Source organism: Acinetobacter sp. ANC 4910 (genome assembly GCF_004331035.1).
In the GTDB taxonomy this organism is placed as follows: domain Bacteria; phylum Pseudomonadota; class Gammaproteobacteria; order Pseudomonadales; family Moraxellaceae; genus Acinetobacter.
Genome location: NZ_SJNT01000024.1, coordinates 62,031 through 77,948 on the forward strand (window position 1 = coordinate 62,031; position 15,918 = coordinate 77,948).

At 40.0% G+C, this 15,918-nt stretch carries 16 protein-coding genes and 1 other RNA gene; 7 read left to right on the forward strand and 10 right to left on the reverse strand.

The window, feature by feature from the left end; translation table 11 throughout:
• Nucleotides 1–54: 54 nt before the first annotated feature.
• Nucleotides 55–495 carry a YraN family protein gene (locus E0H82_RS16300; protein WP_131265753.1) on the reverse strand — a complete coding sequence of 147 codons (441 nt, stop codon included), beginning with the start codon at nucleotides 493–495 and terminating at the stop codon, nucleotides 55–57.
• A 340-nt stretch (nucleotides 496–835) separates the two neighbouring features.
• Between E0H82_RS16300 and rsmI the strand changes: the two genes are divergently transcribed.
• Nucleotides 836–1,672 carry a 16S rRNA (cytidine(1402)-2'-O)-methyltransferase gene (rsmI, locus tag E0H82_RS16305; protein ID WP_131265754.1) on the forward strand — a complete coding sequence of 279 codons (837 nt, stop codon included), beginning with the start codon at nucleotides 836–838 and terminating at the stop codon, nucleotides 1,670–1,672.
• A 66-nt stretch (nucleotides 1,673–1,738) separates the two neighbouring features.
• Here the strand turns inward: rsmI and E0H82_RS16310 are convergent, their stop codons facing one another.
• From E0H82_RS16310 to E0H82_RS16325, 4 genes are all read right to left on the reverse strand, one after another.
• Nucleotides 1,739–1,987: a hypothetical protein gene (locus tag E0H82_RS16310; protein ID WP_131265755.1), complete on the reverse strand. Its 249-nt coding sequence runs from the start codon at nucleotides 1,985–1,987 to the stop codon at nucleotides 1,739–1,741.
• Nucleotides 1,988–2,161: 174 nt separating this feature from the next.
• A complete protein-coding gene (locus E0H82_RS16315) occupies nucleotides 2,162–3,394 on the reverse strand; it encodes an FAD-dependent monooxygenase (protein ID WP_131265756.1) in 1,233 nt (410 codons plus the stop codon).
• On the reverse strand, nucleotides 3,391–4,599 hold the full coding sequence (gene ubiH / locus E0H82_RS16320) for a 2-octaprenyl-6-methoxyphenyl hydroxylase (RefSeq protein ID WP_131265757.1): 1,209 nt from the start codon (nucleotides 4,597–4,599) through the stop codon (nucleotides 3,391–3,393). Before ubiH ends, E0H82_RS16315 begins: the two co-directional genes overlap by 4 nt.
• Before the next feature lie 1,327 nt (nucleotides 4,600–5,926).
• On the reverse strand, nucleotides 5,927–6,433 hold the full coding sequence (locus E0H82_RS16325; RefSeq protein ID WP_016167006.1) for an AAA family ATPase: 507 nt from the start codon (nucleotides 6,431–6,433) through the stop codon (nucleotides 5,927–5,929).
• A gap of 327 nt (nucleotides 6,434–6,760) precedes the next feature.
• Between E0H82_RS16325 and E0H82_RS16330 the strand changes: the two genes are divergently transcribed.
• The 3 genes from E0H82_RS16330 (at nucleotide 6,761) to E0H82_RS16340 (ending at nucleotide 9,490) form a co-directional block, all read left to right on the forward strand.
• Nucleotides 6,761–7,753 carry a DUF1852 domain-containing protein gene (locus E0H82_RS16330; RefSeq protein WP_131265758.1) on the forward strand — a complete coding sequence of 331 codons (993 nt, stop codon included), beginning with the start codon at nucleotides 6,761–6,763 and terminating at the stop codon, nucleotides 7,751–7,753.
• Between the two features lie 36 nt (nucleotides 7,754–7,789).
• A complete protein-coding gene (locus tag E0H82_RS16335) occupies nucleotides 7,790–8,836 on the forward strand; it encodes a methionine synthase (protein WP_131265759.1) in 1,047 nt (348 codons plus the stop codon).
• 162 nt (nucleotides 8,837–8,998) lie between these two features.
• Nucleotides 8,999–9,490 (forward strand): flavin reductase, encoded by a 492-nt coding sequence (locus tag E0H82_RS16340; protein ID WP_131265760.1) that lies wholly within the window; start codon nucleotides 8,999–9,001, stop codon nucleotides 9,488–9,490.
• A 93-nt stretch (nucleotides 9,491–9,583) separates the two neighbouring features.
• Here E0H82_RS16340 and pepP read toward each other — a convergent pair whose 3' ends face one another.
• Complete coding sequence (gene pepP, locus E0H82_RS16345; protein WP_131265761.1) at nucleotides 9,584–10,903, reverse strand: Xaa-Pro aminopeptidase; 1,320 nt, start codon at nucleotides 10,901–10,903, stop codon at nucleotides 9,584–9,586.
• A gap of 76 nt (nucleotides 10,904–10,979) precedes the next feature.
• Nucleotides 10,980–11,609 (reverse strand): UPF0149 family protein, encoded by a 630-nt coding sequence (locus tag E0H82_RS16350; protein ID WP_131265762.1) that lies wholly within the window; start codon nucleotides 11,607–11,609, stop codon nucleotides 10,980–10,982.
• 64 nt (nucleotides 11,610–11,673) lie between these two features.
• Here E0H82_RS16350 and E0H82_RS16355 point away from each other — a divergent pair, with 64 nt between their 5' ends.
• The 3 genes from E0H82_RS16355 to ssrS all read left to right on the forward strand — a co-directional run bounded on the left by E0H82_RS16355 (nucleotide 11,674) and on the right by ssrS (nucleotide 12,797).
• Nucleotides 11,674–12,231: a hypothetical protein gene (locus E0H82_RS16355; RefSeq protein WP_131265763.1), complete on the forward strand. Its 558-nt coding sequence runs from the start codon at nucleotides 11,674–11,676 to the stop codon at nucleotides 12,229–12,231.
• The gene (locus E0H82_RS16360; protein WP_116763700.1) at nucleotides 12,228–12,512 is read left to right on the forward strand and encodes a cell division protein ZapA; all 285 of its coding nucleotides are present in this window, start codon (nucleotides 12,228–12,230) and stop codon (nucleotides 12,510–12,512) included. Before E0H82_RS16355 ends, E0H82_RS16360 begins: the two co-directional genes overlap by 4 nt.
• 100 nt (nucleotides 12,513–12,612) lie before the next feature.
• Nucleotides 12,613–12,797, forward strand: a non-coding RNA gene (gene ssrS, locus E0H82_RS16365) — 6S RNA.
• A 48-nt stretch (nucleotides 12,798–12,845) separates the two neighbouring features.
• On the opposite strand, the gene E0H82_RS16370 is transcribed toward ssrS, so the two are convergent.
• From E0H82_RS16370 to E0H82_RS16380, 3 genes are read right to left on the reverse strand one after another with little or no spacing between them, the layout of a single operon-like run.
• The gene (locus tag E0H82_RS16370; RefSeq protein ID WP_131265764.1) at nucleotides 12,846–14,276 is read right to left on the reverse strand and encodes an amidohydrolase family protein; all 1,431 of its coding nucleotides are present in this window, start codon (nucleotides 14,274–14,276) and stop codon (nucleotides 12,846–12,848) included.
• On the reverse strand, nucleotides 14,276–15,070 hold the full coding sequence (locus E0H82_RS16375; protein ID WP_131265765.1) for an ABC transporter permease: 795 nt from the start codon (nucleotides 15,068–15,070) through the stop codon (nucleotides 14,276–14,278). Before E0H82_RS16375 ends, E0H82_RS16370 begins: the two co-directional genes overlap by 1 nt.
• Nucleotides 15,063–15,884 (reverse strand): ABC transporter ATP-binding protein, encoded by an 822-nt coding sequence (locus E0H82_RS16380; protein ID WP_131265766.1) that lies wholly within the window; start codon nucleotides 15,882–15,884, stop codon nucleotides 15,063–15,065. Before E0H82_RS16380 ends, E0H82_RS16375 begins: the two co-directional genes overlap by 8 nt.
• Between the last annotated feature and the right edge of the window lie 34 nt (nucleotides 15,885–15,918).

Here is a 15,918-nt window from a genome sequence, read left to right on the forward strand (position 1 = left end):
AGACTCCTCACTTATTTCATTCATTTTTCTATAGCATTGATGCTTCCTGTTCCTTCAAAGATTAATGAACTCTGAATCAAAAGTAAAAGCATTTTCTATCCATTGCAGATCATAAGTGAAACTTGAAAAGTCATACTGTACTGTTTTTGCAAATTGTTGATAGAAATCAAAACAAATTACATCAAATCGACAATAGAACTGCTGATATTCGGGATATTGGTTAAGAAAGCACAACGCTGTTTTGATGAGTTTGCGCTGTTTCGAAAGTGACACCACTTCATTGGCTTGAGCATAACGGGTCAAAGCACGCGCCTTCACTTCAACCAAAAGCAATTCTTCGCCTTGTTGCACCACCAAATCTAGCTCACCATATCGGCTATGATAATTTCTTTGTACAAGCTGAAAACCCTGCTGTTGCAAAAGAATTAACGCTTGTTGTTCTGCCCAATCTCCCAAAGCTTGCGATGTTGTTTTAAGCTTCAATTTTTCTTCCATTCAGTAAAACCCACTTATTTCTTGTTGTAATGCAATGAATACCAAGCTTTTTTATATATGTTTATACTAGTGCAAGCATAGATCTAATCTCAAATACACATGGTAAATTGAGTAAATGCACACTTGTAAATTTTAATCATTTTTTCAATACACTCAGCAGCAACCTTATACCACACCTTAAGCACATACTTTATCTGGTAACCCTGTAGAATCTAATTCGCGTCTGAGCAGTGGATTCAGGTAGAATGCAAGTATTCTCACGCGTTTTGGGAGCCTAACTCCCATATCAGTTAATCGCGTCATTCTTTTCTTAATTCTATTTTTGGCATGGAGACTTCACATGAGTGCTCAGTTATTTGTTATAGCAACCCCTATTGGGCACTTAGATGACATGACGTTTCGTGCTATTAATACCCTAAAATCTGTAAGTATTATTGCAGCTGAAGACACCCGTACCTCTGCACAATTGCTCAAGCATTTTAATATCTCTACACCCCTTACCGCCTGCCACGACCACAATGAAAGCAACAAAATTGATATGTTAGTGCAACGTCTGTTAAAAGGCGAAAATATGGCATTGATTAGTGATGCAGGCACACCTTTAATTAGTGATCCTGGGTTTAAATTGGTCCGTGCAGCCCAAGAACATGGCATTCGTGTGATTCCAGTTCCGGGTGCATGTGCCGCAATTGCTGCCTTAAGTAGCGTGGGTTTGCCAAGTGATCGTTTTAGTTTCGAGGGTTTTTTATCCTCTAAAGCTTCACAACGTTTATTGCAACTTGAAAAGTTGAAAGACGAAACTCAAACTCTAATTTTTTACGAAGCACCTCATCGAATTTTAGAATCTGTAAAAAACATGGCTGAAGTGTTTGGTGCAGACCGCCCAGTGGGTTTTGCTCGAGAAATTACTAAAACCTTTGAAACCATTCGCAAAATGACTTTGGGTGAATTGGTTCAATTTATTGAGTCTGACCATAATCAACAAAAAGGTGAAATCGTGTTGGTGGTGGGTGGTGCAACTCAAGAAAAAGACATGGAACAAGAGAAATTAGACCAACTTCTCACCCGTCTTTTACAGGATTTATCAGTCAAAGCAGCATCACAACTGGCTGCGGACTTGACTGGCATTAAGAAAAAAGTGGCTTATCAACGTGCCTTAGAGTTGACTGCACAGTAAAACTGAAGCTTGAATGCTGAACAAATAAAAAAACCACTCTCATGAGTGGTTTTTTATACTGCTAGGTTAGTCGTGTGCAGACTCATCTGGTGGAACTTCAGTAATACGTCCACCACGTGCCAAGAATGCAGCCACTTCATCTTCTAAAGCTTCACGTTGCTTCTTCTTTGCAGTCACGGTTAATGTTTCTGCCTCAGCAACATCACCATCAGAAGCACCTTCTACTTCATCTGATGCACCTTTTTCAGCAGCCTTTGCTTCATCCTCATCTACAGCAGAGTCTTCCGCATCATCATAATCATTCATATCCGTCATCTTAATCTCCCCACAATGACTTCCAAATACTTCGTTTCGAATCGATTTCGAATTACGATGAAATTTATCAATCTAAATCGCTTTCGCATAGTACTTAATGCAAAAAAATCGTATCTTTTTTAATCAAATTCGTAATCAGATTTAACTAAATGCCTAAAAATTATCTGTTTAAACCTAATTTGCATAACGGGTATTTTTTAATGCCTGCAAACCATTGGCCTGCATCATAAAAGCATCTTTCAATACGGGCTGTTGTTCAACTTGTTTTAAGCCAAAATTACGTGCCCAAATAATGGGGAAAAAATCTATGGTTTCTAACCAGCCGATTGCCGACATGCTATGCATCATGGCGTCATTTTGACCTTTACGACAATGTTCATAACGCTGCAACGTTTGCTCATGTGCCCACACCCCACGCGAAAAATCATGCAATAAGGCATCACTCAGTACCGCAGCATCTAAACACCCAATATTCACCCCTTGCCCTGCTAAAGGATGAATCACATGTGCTGCATCTCCAATCAGAGCCAACCCTGAAGTCACATACTGCTGTGCAGCTCGTGCTTTCAACGGAAACATCGCCCGCGGCGTCGCTTCTAACACCTCACCCAACATATGCTGACTTTCACGCGTCAGCAGTTGTAAAAAGGCAGAATCATCCAATGCAGTATATTCCTCGGCATAGTCATCGGGTAACGTCCAGACAATAGACTGCCAATGACCATCTTGCTCTGGTTTTAGGCTTGCCATTGGTAAAAATGCCAAAGGACCCGTTTCTAAGAAAATTTGACGGGCGACATGTTGATGTGGCTGTGTGGTACGAATGGCGCAGGTCACGCCTGCCTGACGATAATCCAATACATCCAGATCAATAAATGCCTGTTCACGCACAAAAGAGTTGGCACCATCGGCACCGATCAGCAATTTAGTGGTTAATTGCGTGCCATCCGCTAGATGAATATGCCAAACACCAACGCCGCGTTCTACACGCGTGACTTTGACTTGTGTTCGATAGTCTTTGACTTCACTCAACATGCGTTTTTGAATGGCTAAATTCAAAATACTTGGCTCGACCATTGAACCTAAGGCTTGCTCGGCTGATGGAGCTTTTTCGCTAGCATGTCCAAAATTAATTTCACCATAGCCATTTTTATTCCAGACCTGCATACCACTATAAGGCATCTGGCGTGCCAATAGCTCCCAGACCTTTACTGTTTTGAGCAAATGAATGGTCGCTTCGCTCAGCGCCAATACACGTGGATTGGCAACCGCTAAAACTTTGCCCTCATCCAAAATTGGTGCAGCATCTAAAACCGTAGCTTGTACACCACCTTGAGCCAGCAATAAAGCAGTCAATCCGCCAACTAAACCACCACCGACAATCACAACATCTAAAACTTGGCTCATGCTTTTAGTCCCATTGCGTAAGTGGCTACCAATGGTTTAATACCTGGAATTAAATCAAATGCGATCAGTCCTGTATTGCGTAATAGCTTCAACATTGGATTTTGATTGCTAAAACCTCGTACCACGCTGTCACAGAACTTAATCACGCGCTGTTGGTCTTTTAAACGAGCTTGTTCATATTCAAGTAAAATACTTGGTTCACCGAGGTCAGCACCCGCACTCTGTTGTGCTTCTAAATAGCGCAGCAATACATAAGCATCACGCATACACAGGTTAAAACCTTGTCCTGCAACGGGATGAATGGTATGTGCCGCATTACCCATCAGCACCACACGTCCTACTGCCTGCTTTTCTGCTAACACTTGTGACAACGGATAACTAAAACGCTTGCCTGTTTTCTGGAATTTTCCAGCACGGTCACCATAGGTTTTCTGCAAAGCATCCAAGAAATGTTGGTCATTTTCTTCACCTAACCACTCTTGCTCTGTGCCCTTTTTCACAGGCCAAACCACTGAACGACGGTATTCACCTGGTAAAGGCAACAATGCCAATGGCCCAAGAGGACTAAAACGCTCAAAGCCAATATGTTGATGCGGTTTCGAAGTTTGTACGGTGGTGACAATCGCTACTTGATCATAATCATGCTCAGATACACCAATACCCAAAGCTTGACGACAGAACGAATCTCGACCATCTGCCGCAATCACCAACTTGGCTTGTAGTTGCAACTGTTCTTCACCACGTCGTGCTTCAATATAAGCATGCTCTGTATCTTGGGTAAGTGACGTGACCTGCACACCATCAATCAGTTCAATCAATGGCTGTTGGCGAACTTGGGTCAGTAACACACGCCCTAACCACGCATTTTCAATGACTTGCCCAAAGCTTTCGACTTTTTCTTGCTCTGCAAGTAAACGCGCCTTACCAAAGCTGCCTTCTTCAGTAATATGTACTTGTAAAATTGGTGTTGCATGTTGTTGCAAGGCATTCCATAAACCCAGTTCTTGATAAATTTGCACGCTACGGCGAGACAAAGCGCTGTTTCGTGCATCGAAACTGGAATGGTAAGGCGCAAGATTGATGTCATCATAATTTGGGTATTTGATGGCTTCGAGCAGTTTGACTGCAATATTTGCTTTCGCCAACATGAGTGCCAGACTCAGCCCAACCATTCCACCACCGACAATGACGACTTCTTGCTGCATGCTTGTATCCTTTTTATGGCGTATTCGAAGGAGGAAACCTCAAAATACCTATAAGTTTTAATGGATTTTATATTACATCAAAGCGTTTTATTTTTATAATGAAATGGATGCTTTTACGTACTATCAAGGTAAAGGGCTCTACCATGATTTTGAGAATGAATGTTGTGTCTGCTCTTTAAAAATATATTTAGGACACTGTTTAGACCAACTTATCAAACTTATGGAACTTTGACCGAGTTGTAATCGTGGAACGTGAATAATCATGAAAAAGACCAATCGGCGAGGATTAGGTCTGCAAGACAAAGTATAAGATTTTGAATTATAAAAGCTAATTATAAAAATTTCGTATGACGTGTACTATGTTAATTTTAGAAAAGCTTAAACATTCTTAATGTGACAGAACATTTTAGGAAATAGTAATATTGCGATATTTTAAAATAGATTTATTGATCATTTTTATTCAGGTTATTCTACTTTTTCTCTCTATCCTTTTTACAAGGAATCATCCTGTCATTTCACATGATAATAGTATGATGGGAATAGTCTTTTTTCCGCAAATCTTGGTTATGGCTTTTATATCAATTCTACCTTTTATTTTAACTTCAAAAATGCCTAAACAAAAAGGTTTATTTATAAAAAAATTTTTACTTTCAATATTTTATATATTTATGAGTGCAATTATTAGCATTAATATTTGGAATACTGAACTATTTTATTCCACACCAATATTTTTTTTACTCAGTTTAACCATTTATATATTGAGTTTTTACTTTTCAAATAAATACGGTTCAATATAGGAACTGGGGGAGACATTAAGTATCAGGTGTAAAAATGGTACTATAGCTAGATAATTTCTTTAGGCTACAACACATATAAATTTAAATAATTTAACCCGAATCCTGTTGGGCTTTTTATTCGAATTGAGATCAGCTATAACAATGAAAATACTGTAAATAGAAAAATTCATGATTAAGTTAAATTTTGCGGAAAGCATCTTATTTGTTTCCCTAATTTTTTGGCCAGCAACATTATTTATTTTAGCTATCTTAATTGCTATTAGTTATGCATATAAAAAACATCCTTTTGGTCAATATTCACTGTATTTTTTCATCGTTGTTTTGATCATTTTTTCAGGAACAGCTTTATACATGATTCTGCAATTTTGAATAATTTTTAATCAATTTATTAACAGAAGATACCAAACATGCTTAAAAAGCAGCCAAATTATTTCTAGTTTGGTTTTTTCTGTTTTTTAAGTTATTAGAAAATTTCTAATGCATTGATTTAAAATAATTTTATAAAAAAAATTTGGATAACGACCATTATGTTAAATGGTGGAGCCAATATATGTTTCTATTTCTGTTAGAGCATTTTCTGGAGTAAGTTTAGCTGTATCTATTATTAATCTTTTATCTGTTCTCAATTGATAATCATGTACTTGAACAGACCGCCAATCTGGTAGTTTAAAATTTTCTATATCAGATGACCTCGTTTCAATACGTCTCTTATGCTCGGCCTTGTCACTACAAACAACTTCAATTTCAATAATCTTAACATTAGCTTTCTGAGCTATTTCTTTCCATTTAAGCCTGCTTTCTATGACAGGATTAACGTTGTCAGCTACAACTGTATTTCCAAGTTTTAGATTAGATAATGCTATAGAAAATGCAATTGCATAACCAATAGCTCCAATTTTTTCAGAAGAGTTATTACATTGTTGAATCGCAAATTCTATTTCGTCAATTCGGATATAAGTAAACCCTTTCTTTTTTATTAAAGCCTGACATAAAGTTGTTTTTCCTGTGCCTGGTAACCCACTAAATACTATGAGCATTAATTTCTCCTAAAATTAACATAATGGTGATTATACGAAGTAAATTCAGATATTCAATTAAATATCAACAATTTAAAAACATAAATACCATTAAAAATTCACAAAATACCGACTTTGAAACTAGTCGGTAGCTTATCCCTAATTTTTATATTCTCGCGCAAAACCAATACGGAAACACGCCTATTTTAGTGTGGCTTAAACCTAAAACATGAATTTTACTCACTTTATGTTGAGACTAAATCATTTTTATTCATGTTGTGATTACGGTATAAATTACACCATTCAAGAAATTTAGATTTAATCTCAAAAATTAGGATGACCATCACCATGAGTAAAGAGTTTGCATGTTCAATCAAACGCATTCGTTTTGATGAAAACTATCAACCAGCAGATAGCACACGCCTAACGACTAACTTTGCTAACCTAGCGCGTGGTGAAAGCCGTGAGCAAAATCTACGTAATACGCTTCGAATGATTAACAATCGTTTTAATGCTTTAGCGCAAACAGATAACCCAAATGGTGATCGTTATTCCCTTGAAATTGATATTATTTCTGCGGATTTAGATATTGAAGGCAATGGTCAAACCTTCCCAATTATTGAAATGCTGAAAAGCACTATTATCGATCATCATACCCATCAGCGTATTGAAGGCATGATTGGCAATAGCTTCTCATCTTATGTACGTGACTACGATTTTAGTGTGGTACTAAAAGAGCATAATAAAGAGAACTCAACTTCATACGCACCTGAAGGTTTCGGTGATTTACACGGCAAGCTTTATCAATATTTAGTAAATTCAGATACTTTTAAGGCTGAATTTAATCAACAGCCTGTAATTTGTTTGAGTGTTTCAACGGCGAAGACCTATCACCGCACGACCAATGAGCATCCAATTTTAGGGATTGAGTATAAACAAGATGCATACTCACGTACCGATGAGTATTTTCATAAAATGGGCTTACAGGTTCGCTTCTTTATGCCAAAAGGTAGCGCTGCACCTTTAGCATTCTACTTTGCGGGTGATTTACTGCGTGATTACACCGATTTTGAATTGATCAGCGCGATTAGCACCATGGAAACGTTCCAAAAGATTTATCGCCCTGAAATTTACAATGCAAATTCATCAGCGGCGCAAGTTTATCAGGCAAGTTTAGAGTACCCAGATTACTCATTAACACGAATTGTCTATGACCGTGTTGAACGTGGTCAACTTGCGGTCAAGCAAGGCAAATGGACTGAAGAGAACTTTATCAAGCCTTATCAAAACATTCTTGAGCAATGGGCTGCCAATTACAACGCAGACCGTAACGCTGCTTAATTTAACTGAAATAGAATATTGAAATAGAGATTTAAAATGGCAATTTTATTACCAACATCAACCGCTGGCAGCTTACCAAAACCTTCTTGGCTGGCTGAACCTGAAAAACTTTGGTCACCTTGGAAACTTGAAGGTGAGGCATTACTCGAAGCGAAACAAGATGCCTTACGTTTGTCATTGCAAGAACAACTACATGCAGGCATTGATATTGTTAGTGATGGTGAACAAACCCGCCAACATTTTGTCACCACCTTTATTGAACATCTTGACGGTGTGGATTTTGAGAAGCGCGAAACGGTTCGCATCCGTAATCGCTATGATGCCAGTGTGCCATCTGTAGTGGGTGCAGTTTCTCGTCAAAAGCCAGTGTTTGTTGAAGATGCTAAATTCTTACGCAGCCAAACCACCCAACCGATTAAATGGGCACTTCCTGGCCCAATGACTATGATCGACACGCTATATGATGGTCACTACAAAAGCCGTGAAAAACTGGCTTGGGAATTTGCCAAAATCTTAAACCAAGAAGCCTTAGAACTTGAAGCTGCTGGTGTTGATATCATTCAGTTTGATGAGCCTGCATTTAATGTGTTCTTTGATGAAGTGAATGATTGGGGTGTGGCAACTTTAGAGCGTGCTCTTGAAGGTTTAAAGTGTGAAACTGCGGTGCATATTTGCTATGGTTACGGCATTAAAGCCAATACCGACTGGAAAAAGACTTTAGGTTCAGAATGGCGCCAATACGAAGAAGCGTTCCCTAAACTACAAAAATCGAAGATTGATATTGTTTCACTTGAATGTCAAAACTCACGTGTGCCAATGGATCTGATTGAACTGATTCGTGGTAAAAAAGTCATGGTGGGTGCGATTGATGTTGCAACCAACACCATTGAAACAGCAGAAGAAGTTGCCAATACATTGCGTAAAGCGCTTCAATTTGTTGATGCAGATAAACTTTATCCTTCAACCAACTGTGGTATGGCGCCTTTGGCACGTGAAGTGGCACGCGGTAAACTCAATGCTTTAAGTGCAGGTGCTGAAATCATTCGTAAAGAACTTTCGACTTCATACGCATCTATCGCATGATGTGAAAGAGCTACGTATTAGATAAAATGGGTAGCTCTTATCTCAGTAAAAAGCATGTGTCGACTTTCCCCAGAATGCATTCTAATCCAGTGGTTATATGACCGAATTGCGTGATATAGCCCAATTTAAACAAAATGTACGGTTCAATTTAGGAATAAAGTGATGATTGAAGCAACAGACTTTAGAAATGCTATGTCTTCGTTAACCAGCGCAGTAAGTGTTGTGACCACGGCAGGTATGTCTGATCGTCATGGTTTCACTGCATCTGCCGTATGTAGCGTTACCGATACTCCCCCAACTTTATTGGTCTGTATGAATAAAGCTTCTCGATCACATGAGCATTTTATCGAAAATAAGATTTTAACGGTAAATGTTTTAGGTGCACAGCATGAGCATATTTCTAACGTATTCTCCTCTAAACTGAGTTCAGAAGAACGTTTTAAGCATGGTGTTTGGAAAGAGCTAGAAACAGGCGCACCAGTGTTGGAAGATGCTTTGGTCAATTTTGATTGTGAAATTGATCAAATTCAGGAAGTGGGTACACATACCATTTTTATCTGCCGTATTGTTGCGATTCAACAAAGCCAACATGAGCAAAGTTTAGTTTATTTTAATCGTGCTTATCATCAAGTTGGGCAGACGGAAATCGCTTAAATAACAGTTTCTTCGATAGAATATATCTCGAAGAAAACCAATGCAAAAAATAAAAAAAGCCAATCATAAGATTGGCTTTCATATTATTGATGCTTAAGCCATCAACGCTTCAATCTCTGCAATCGTTTTTACAACGCCTTTGGTTAAAACCAGTGGCCCATTGGCAGTCGCAACGACATCATCTTCAATACGAATACCAATCCCACGCCATTTTGCATCCACTGTTTCATCATCTGGCGCAATATAAAGACCTGGTTCAATCGTTACAACCATCCCTTCTTCATAAGGACGCCATTCGCCAGTTTGTTTGTATGCACCAACGTCATGCACATCCATGCCTAACCAGTGTCCCGTGCCATGCATATAAAACTGATGGTAAGCTTCGGTTTCAATAATCTGTTCAATATCACCCTGCATAATACCAAGTGACAATAAGCCTTCTACCAAAATACGCACGGCAACATGATGTGGCTCTTTATATGAGTTGCCAATTTTGACTACATCAATCGCTGCAAGCTGTGCGTTTAATACAATTTCATATAACGCTTTTTGCTCAGGACTAAACTTACCATTTACAGGGAAAGTACGGGTAATGTCTGACGCATATAACTCATATTCACAAGCTGCATCAATCAAGACCAAATCACCATCTTTCAATTCTTGGTTATTTTCCACATAGTGCAAAATACAGGCGTTGGCACCCCCACCCACAATACTGTTATAGGCTGGTACGCAACCTTGTTGCCCAAATACATAATTTAGTTCGGCTTCCAAAGCATATTCCATCATACCGACACGCACAGCTTGCATGGCACGGGTGTGTGCTTGTGCACTGATATTCGATGCAATTTGCATCAATTCAATTTCTTGTGATGTTTTAAATAAACGGATTTCATCTAAGATACGATCCAGTTGAACCACTTGTGCTGGCGATTCATTGCCACGGCGTTGTTGTGCATCTGCCTCTTGAATCCATTTACTCACTCGGACATCAAATTCTGAACTGTGTCCAATCCGATAAAATAATTTCTGTTTATTTAGTAATTTCTCAATGATTTCTTCATCAAGCAAATCAATCGCATAAGCTTCATCGGCTTCATAATCATCAATGGCACCATCAATTCCTGCACGGTAACCATTCCAGATTTCCATCTCACGATTACGTTCACGGCAGAACAAGCTATAGGTATAGCCTTCATCTAAAGATTCATACGTTTCAATCACAGCAACCGCTTCTGGTTCTGCAAAACCCGTCAAATAGAAAAAACTACTGTCCGCTCGAAATTTATAGTCTGCATCTCGATTACGAATGGCCACTGGGCTGGTGGCAATAATCGCGATACTGTGTGGTCCCATTTCCTCTGCGAGGCGGTCACGACGTTCCTTAAAATCTACTTGAGTCAGTTTTTTCATTAAATGTTCTTCGGTCTTGTTGAATAAAGAATAGGGTTGCTGTGTTTGCGATCTTAAAGCAAAAAATCGACCAAAATTAACTTGGTCGATGTGGTGTAAACATTTCTACAACACTGTTATCAGTGCTCATTTTATTCTGCTGCATTTTGGCATGAAAATTTTGCAATAATGAACTTTCATCTACCGCTACTTTCGTGCGACCTAAAGCCAAGCTCACAGGAATCAAACGTACAAACTCATACAGCTCTTGATAACTGTCCTCACCTTCTTCGTCATTGTCAGACTCTTCAAATTCAACTGCAGCCACATCTTGTAAATGCTCAATCAGCTCCATTTCATCGGCACGAATATGACCTGATGCTAAACCAAAACCCAATACTACACCTGCACACCAGTCTGCCAGTGCTTGCACGCGATCTACCAACACATGTTCATCATCTGGTAATAAAGGCAAGTAGTCTAATTCATCTTCCGAGAGTGCATGCGATACGTCTTCAGCTTCACCAGTAAGCACTGTTAAAGCCAAATCGCTTAATTCTGGAACATTAAGCGTTGCTAAAATTTGTTGCCACTCTTCACGCGTCGGTGATTCAGTCACACAAACTATACCCGTGAGTAACCCATGTAACTCACTTGGGCTTGAAATCTCTTCAATTTGTGAAAAATGTTGGTTCCATTCCGACCAACCTGAAATATCGTCTTGCATTCGTTTATCCAATCTCTATACTTCTTATATATTACCTTTGTTTGCAACACTGTGCGACTACGTTATGTTAGAAGAATTACAGCGTCTACAGGCGCATATTGGCGTTTTAAAATCTCGACTCACGCATTATGAAACTGAAAATAATGCATTAACTGAAGCCAGCGCAACAGCAGCTGAACAGCATCATGTCCAAGTTGTGCACAAAAACGGCATTATTACCAAAAAACAAGAAGAAATTGAGAACCTTACAGAGCAATTGACTGAGGTACAGTCCCAATTTAAGCAACTCAATACCGATGCAACTGCTTTAGCAGACCGTTATAGCCGTTTGGAAAAAAGCTGTACCGATTTAAAAAATCGTTTTCAGGATATTTTAAGTGAACGTAATGAATTACGTGTCATTAAAGAAAAAATGCAGAATGAACAACGTCATGCACAACAAGAAATTCAAGGTTTACAGCAGGAACGTGATAGATTGTTACAAAAAAATGAGTTGGCACGTACCAAAGTTGAAACCATTATTCAGCGCCTATCTATTTTAGGCACTGAACAAGACCAGCACGCACAAGAAATTCAACAATTGGCTCATCCCACCGAAGTAAATGAGGAAATGCAATCATGAGTGAACAAATTCCTGTTGAACTGCGTGTATTGGGACATAGCTTTCGTTTAGCCACCACAGAAGATAAAAAGCCAGAGTTGGAACGTGCTGCACAATTGCTGAATGACAAATATGATGAATTTCGACGTCAAGCACCGCGCATTGAACCCAGTAAACTGATTATTATGGTTGCACTTGAGCTTATGCAGGAAGTGCTCGCAATGAATAAATCCTTACAGGAATATGCACATTGTGAACGTTTACTCAGCACCATTCTTGAAGATGTCAAAACGCTTACCTAGTTTCACGTTTATTTGCATAATCTCTCGACAAACAGCACTTAATTTTACAGTTCTTTGCCTACGATGATTTGCCAGTATGGGTTTATCCGTTATACTAGGCTTAACTCTGAGATGTTCGCCAGCGGGTCTATTCCCCTGCCGATACTTAAACTTATGGATTGCGTTCTGTATATTTAGAGTGTATGCCCGCCTTCGAGTGGGAAACCCAGCAAGTATACGTCGCGTCCACCTTGAACTCATCGGGTTCAGGGTAACGACACATGCAGCGGCATCATCGGAGTACTTTAATTTCATATAATAAATACTTTATCTTCAATTATTTCCCCCTCAAGCTTAAGCAATCATTAAAGTCCGTTGTTGCAATAACTGAACTGACTGTCGTGCCTGCCATGCAAGTTCCATCATGTCTATATTTGGAATTTGGTCATTCTGCATCACCATTTTACCTGCCACAAACATGGCTTTAATATGTGCGCGGCCACCACTGGCAATTGGACCTATAGCCATGTCATGCAACCCAAAATAACGCGGGTCATCTAACTGATAAAGCACAAAATCTGCCTGTTTCCCGATCTCAATACTTCCAACTTGGTCTAGACCTAAAATTTTAGCACCGCCTGCGGTTCCCCAACGTACAATATCTTCAATGGTGGCGGCATCTGCTCCACCCTCAAACTGGCCACCCTCATACTGTGGTACCGCCAACATGCCTTTACGTGCACGCTGCATTAACCAAGCTGCATGGGTTTCTGACAACATATCAGCAGCTTCATTGGATGCTGCCCCATCCACCCCAATAGAAATGGTCATGCCGGCTTGTTCAAGCGCGACCAAATCAGCAATACCACTGCCCAAACGTGCATTACTTTGTGGACAATGTGCAATGCCCGTGCCTGTCTGACCCAATATTTGAATTTCTTCAGGCAACAATTTGACTAAGTGTGCAAACCATACATCAGAGCCAACCCAATCATGTTCAGCACAAAACTGGACTGGGGACATGGCAAACTTATTTTTAGCAGCATCTAGATAATCAACCGTTTCAGACAAATGACTATGCAAACCAATTCCTAATTGGCGTGCGAATTTAGCAGTCTCCCGTAACTGCGTGGGGGTTGTGGAATGCAAGCATGTGGTCGGCGCCATCACAATTTTGCGTAATGCACTGGCATCTTTTTGATGATAGCGCTGCACTAAACGTTCAACATCCAGCATAAAATCTTCAAACTTTTCTGCATGTAATGCTTGCGGTAACTCACTTTCTAAACCACGTGTCTGCGTTGCCCCACCACGACATAGCACAAAACGCATGCCTAATTTATCGGCTTCTTCAAATAAAATTGCTGCGCCATCAAACGGCATGTTCGGCCAATACAAATAATGATGATCGGCGACTGTGCCACAACCCGAGCGTAACAATTCAATCAAGCCAATACGCGCCGCTATCCGAAAGGTATCTTCATCAAACGCACCCCGAAAACGATAAGGTGTACTGGCCAACCACGGTGTTAAACTTTGATTTAGCCCCTGAGGTTCCCCTTTGAGTAAAGACTGAAACAGATGATGATGAGTATTGACCCACGCTGGATAAATCACGCAATCTTTTGCATCAATAACCGTATCTTCTGGTAATGAGCTGAGTTGACCAATTTCGCTAATTTTTCCATCTTGAATGCGAATATCCGTCGCTGTAGAGCGTGCTGATTTCCCAAATAAACCCGTGAGAATGCTATAGGCATTTTTAATTAAATATTGAGTCTGCATTACACTTGCTCACTTTCATGCCATTTACTTAAAAACAAACTACTGACCCAAGACATCACAACAAATAGGGCTAAACCTGTACAGGTAATCAGTAACAACGCAGCAAACATTAAGGGTAAATCCAGTTGAAAGCCTGCCTGTAAAATTTGATATGCCAAACCTGCACTGGTGCCCCCTGTTCCTGCCACAAACTCTGATACCACCGCACCAATTAAAGCTAAACCACATGAAATTCGTAACCCACCAAAGAAATACGGTAGCGCATTCGGCACACGTAGGCGCATGAGAATTTGCCAACGACTGGCTTTATTAATTTGGAATAAATTCAACAAGCCTTTGTTGACACTACGCAGTCCCAAAGTGGTATTGGTCAGGATTGGAAAAATCGCAACAAGCATCGCGCACACCACCAGAGCCAACGTAGTATTTTGAATCCAGATAATTACCAAAGGTGCGATTGCCACAATCGGAGTGACCTGAAATAAAATGGCATAGGGCATAAAACAAGCTTCAATCACACGGCTTTGCACAAACAAGAATGCCACCAACGTGCCAATAATTACCGCGCTCAGAAATGCCAATAAGGTAATTTTTAAAGTGACCCATAAGCTGCCAAACAGTAATCCTGATTGATTGATCAGTGCCATACCAATATCACTCGGTTTCGGCACAATATAAACAGGTACTTGCAGTTGCTGAAAACTGATTTGCCAAGCCAGTAACAAGACCAATCCTAAAATGACAGGTGCAGCGAAACGCTGGATGACAGGGTTTTGCATCAAAGGTTTATTCATGGTCTACACCTCCACTGGCTTGCACTAGCAACTGCGATAAATATGAACATTGTTTAATGAATGATTCCGAGGTACGGAAGGATTCATCTCGTTTAACTGGCCCATCAATTTCAATATCTGCCACAATTCGACCTGGGCGCGTGCCCATCACAATCACACGTGAAGATAAATACACCGCTTCATAAATACTGTGCGTGACAAACACCACGGTTAAATCTCGCTCTGACCAGAGCTTTCGAATATCGCTATCTAACTTATGTCGTGTAAATTCATCTAAAGCACCAAAGGGTTCATCCATAAGCAATAAGTCAGGCTCTGTGACCAAGGCCCGGGCTAAGGATGCACGCATTTGCATCCCTCCCGAAAGCTCTCGCGGGTAGGCTTGGGTAAAATTTTCTAAACCTACAGCTTTTAAAGCTTCATGTACTTTAGGATTACCCTTGGCTTTGCTCATGCCTTGCAAATCTAAAGGTAAACGCGCGTTATCTTCAATATTTGACCATGGCATTAAGGTTGCTTCTTGGAACACCATTGCCATTTTACATTGTGCCTGAATATCACTTTTTCCATTCCAGCGAACCTGCCCCGCAGAAGGCTGCTCTAATTCGGCAAACATTTTTAACAAAGTGCTTTTACCACAGCCCGATGGCCCAAGTAGCGAAACAATTTCCCCACGGGCAATATCCAAATCTAAGCGCTCTAAGGCTTTAGTCCCATTTGGATAGGTTTTTTCTACCCCACGTGCCATCAGCATTGGGGCAATAAAACTGGTGGATGCTTGTCGTAAATCATCAATTGGTAATGCGAAATTCATGAGGTTTCCCCTTCAGGCAACTGCCTTATTTTAT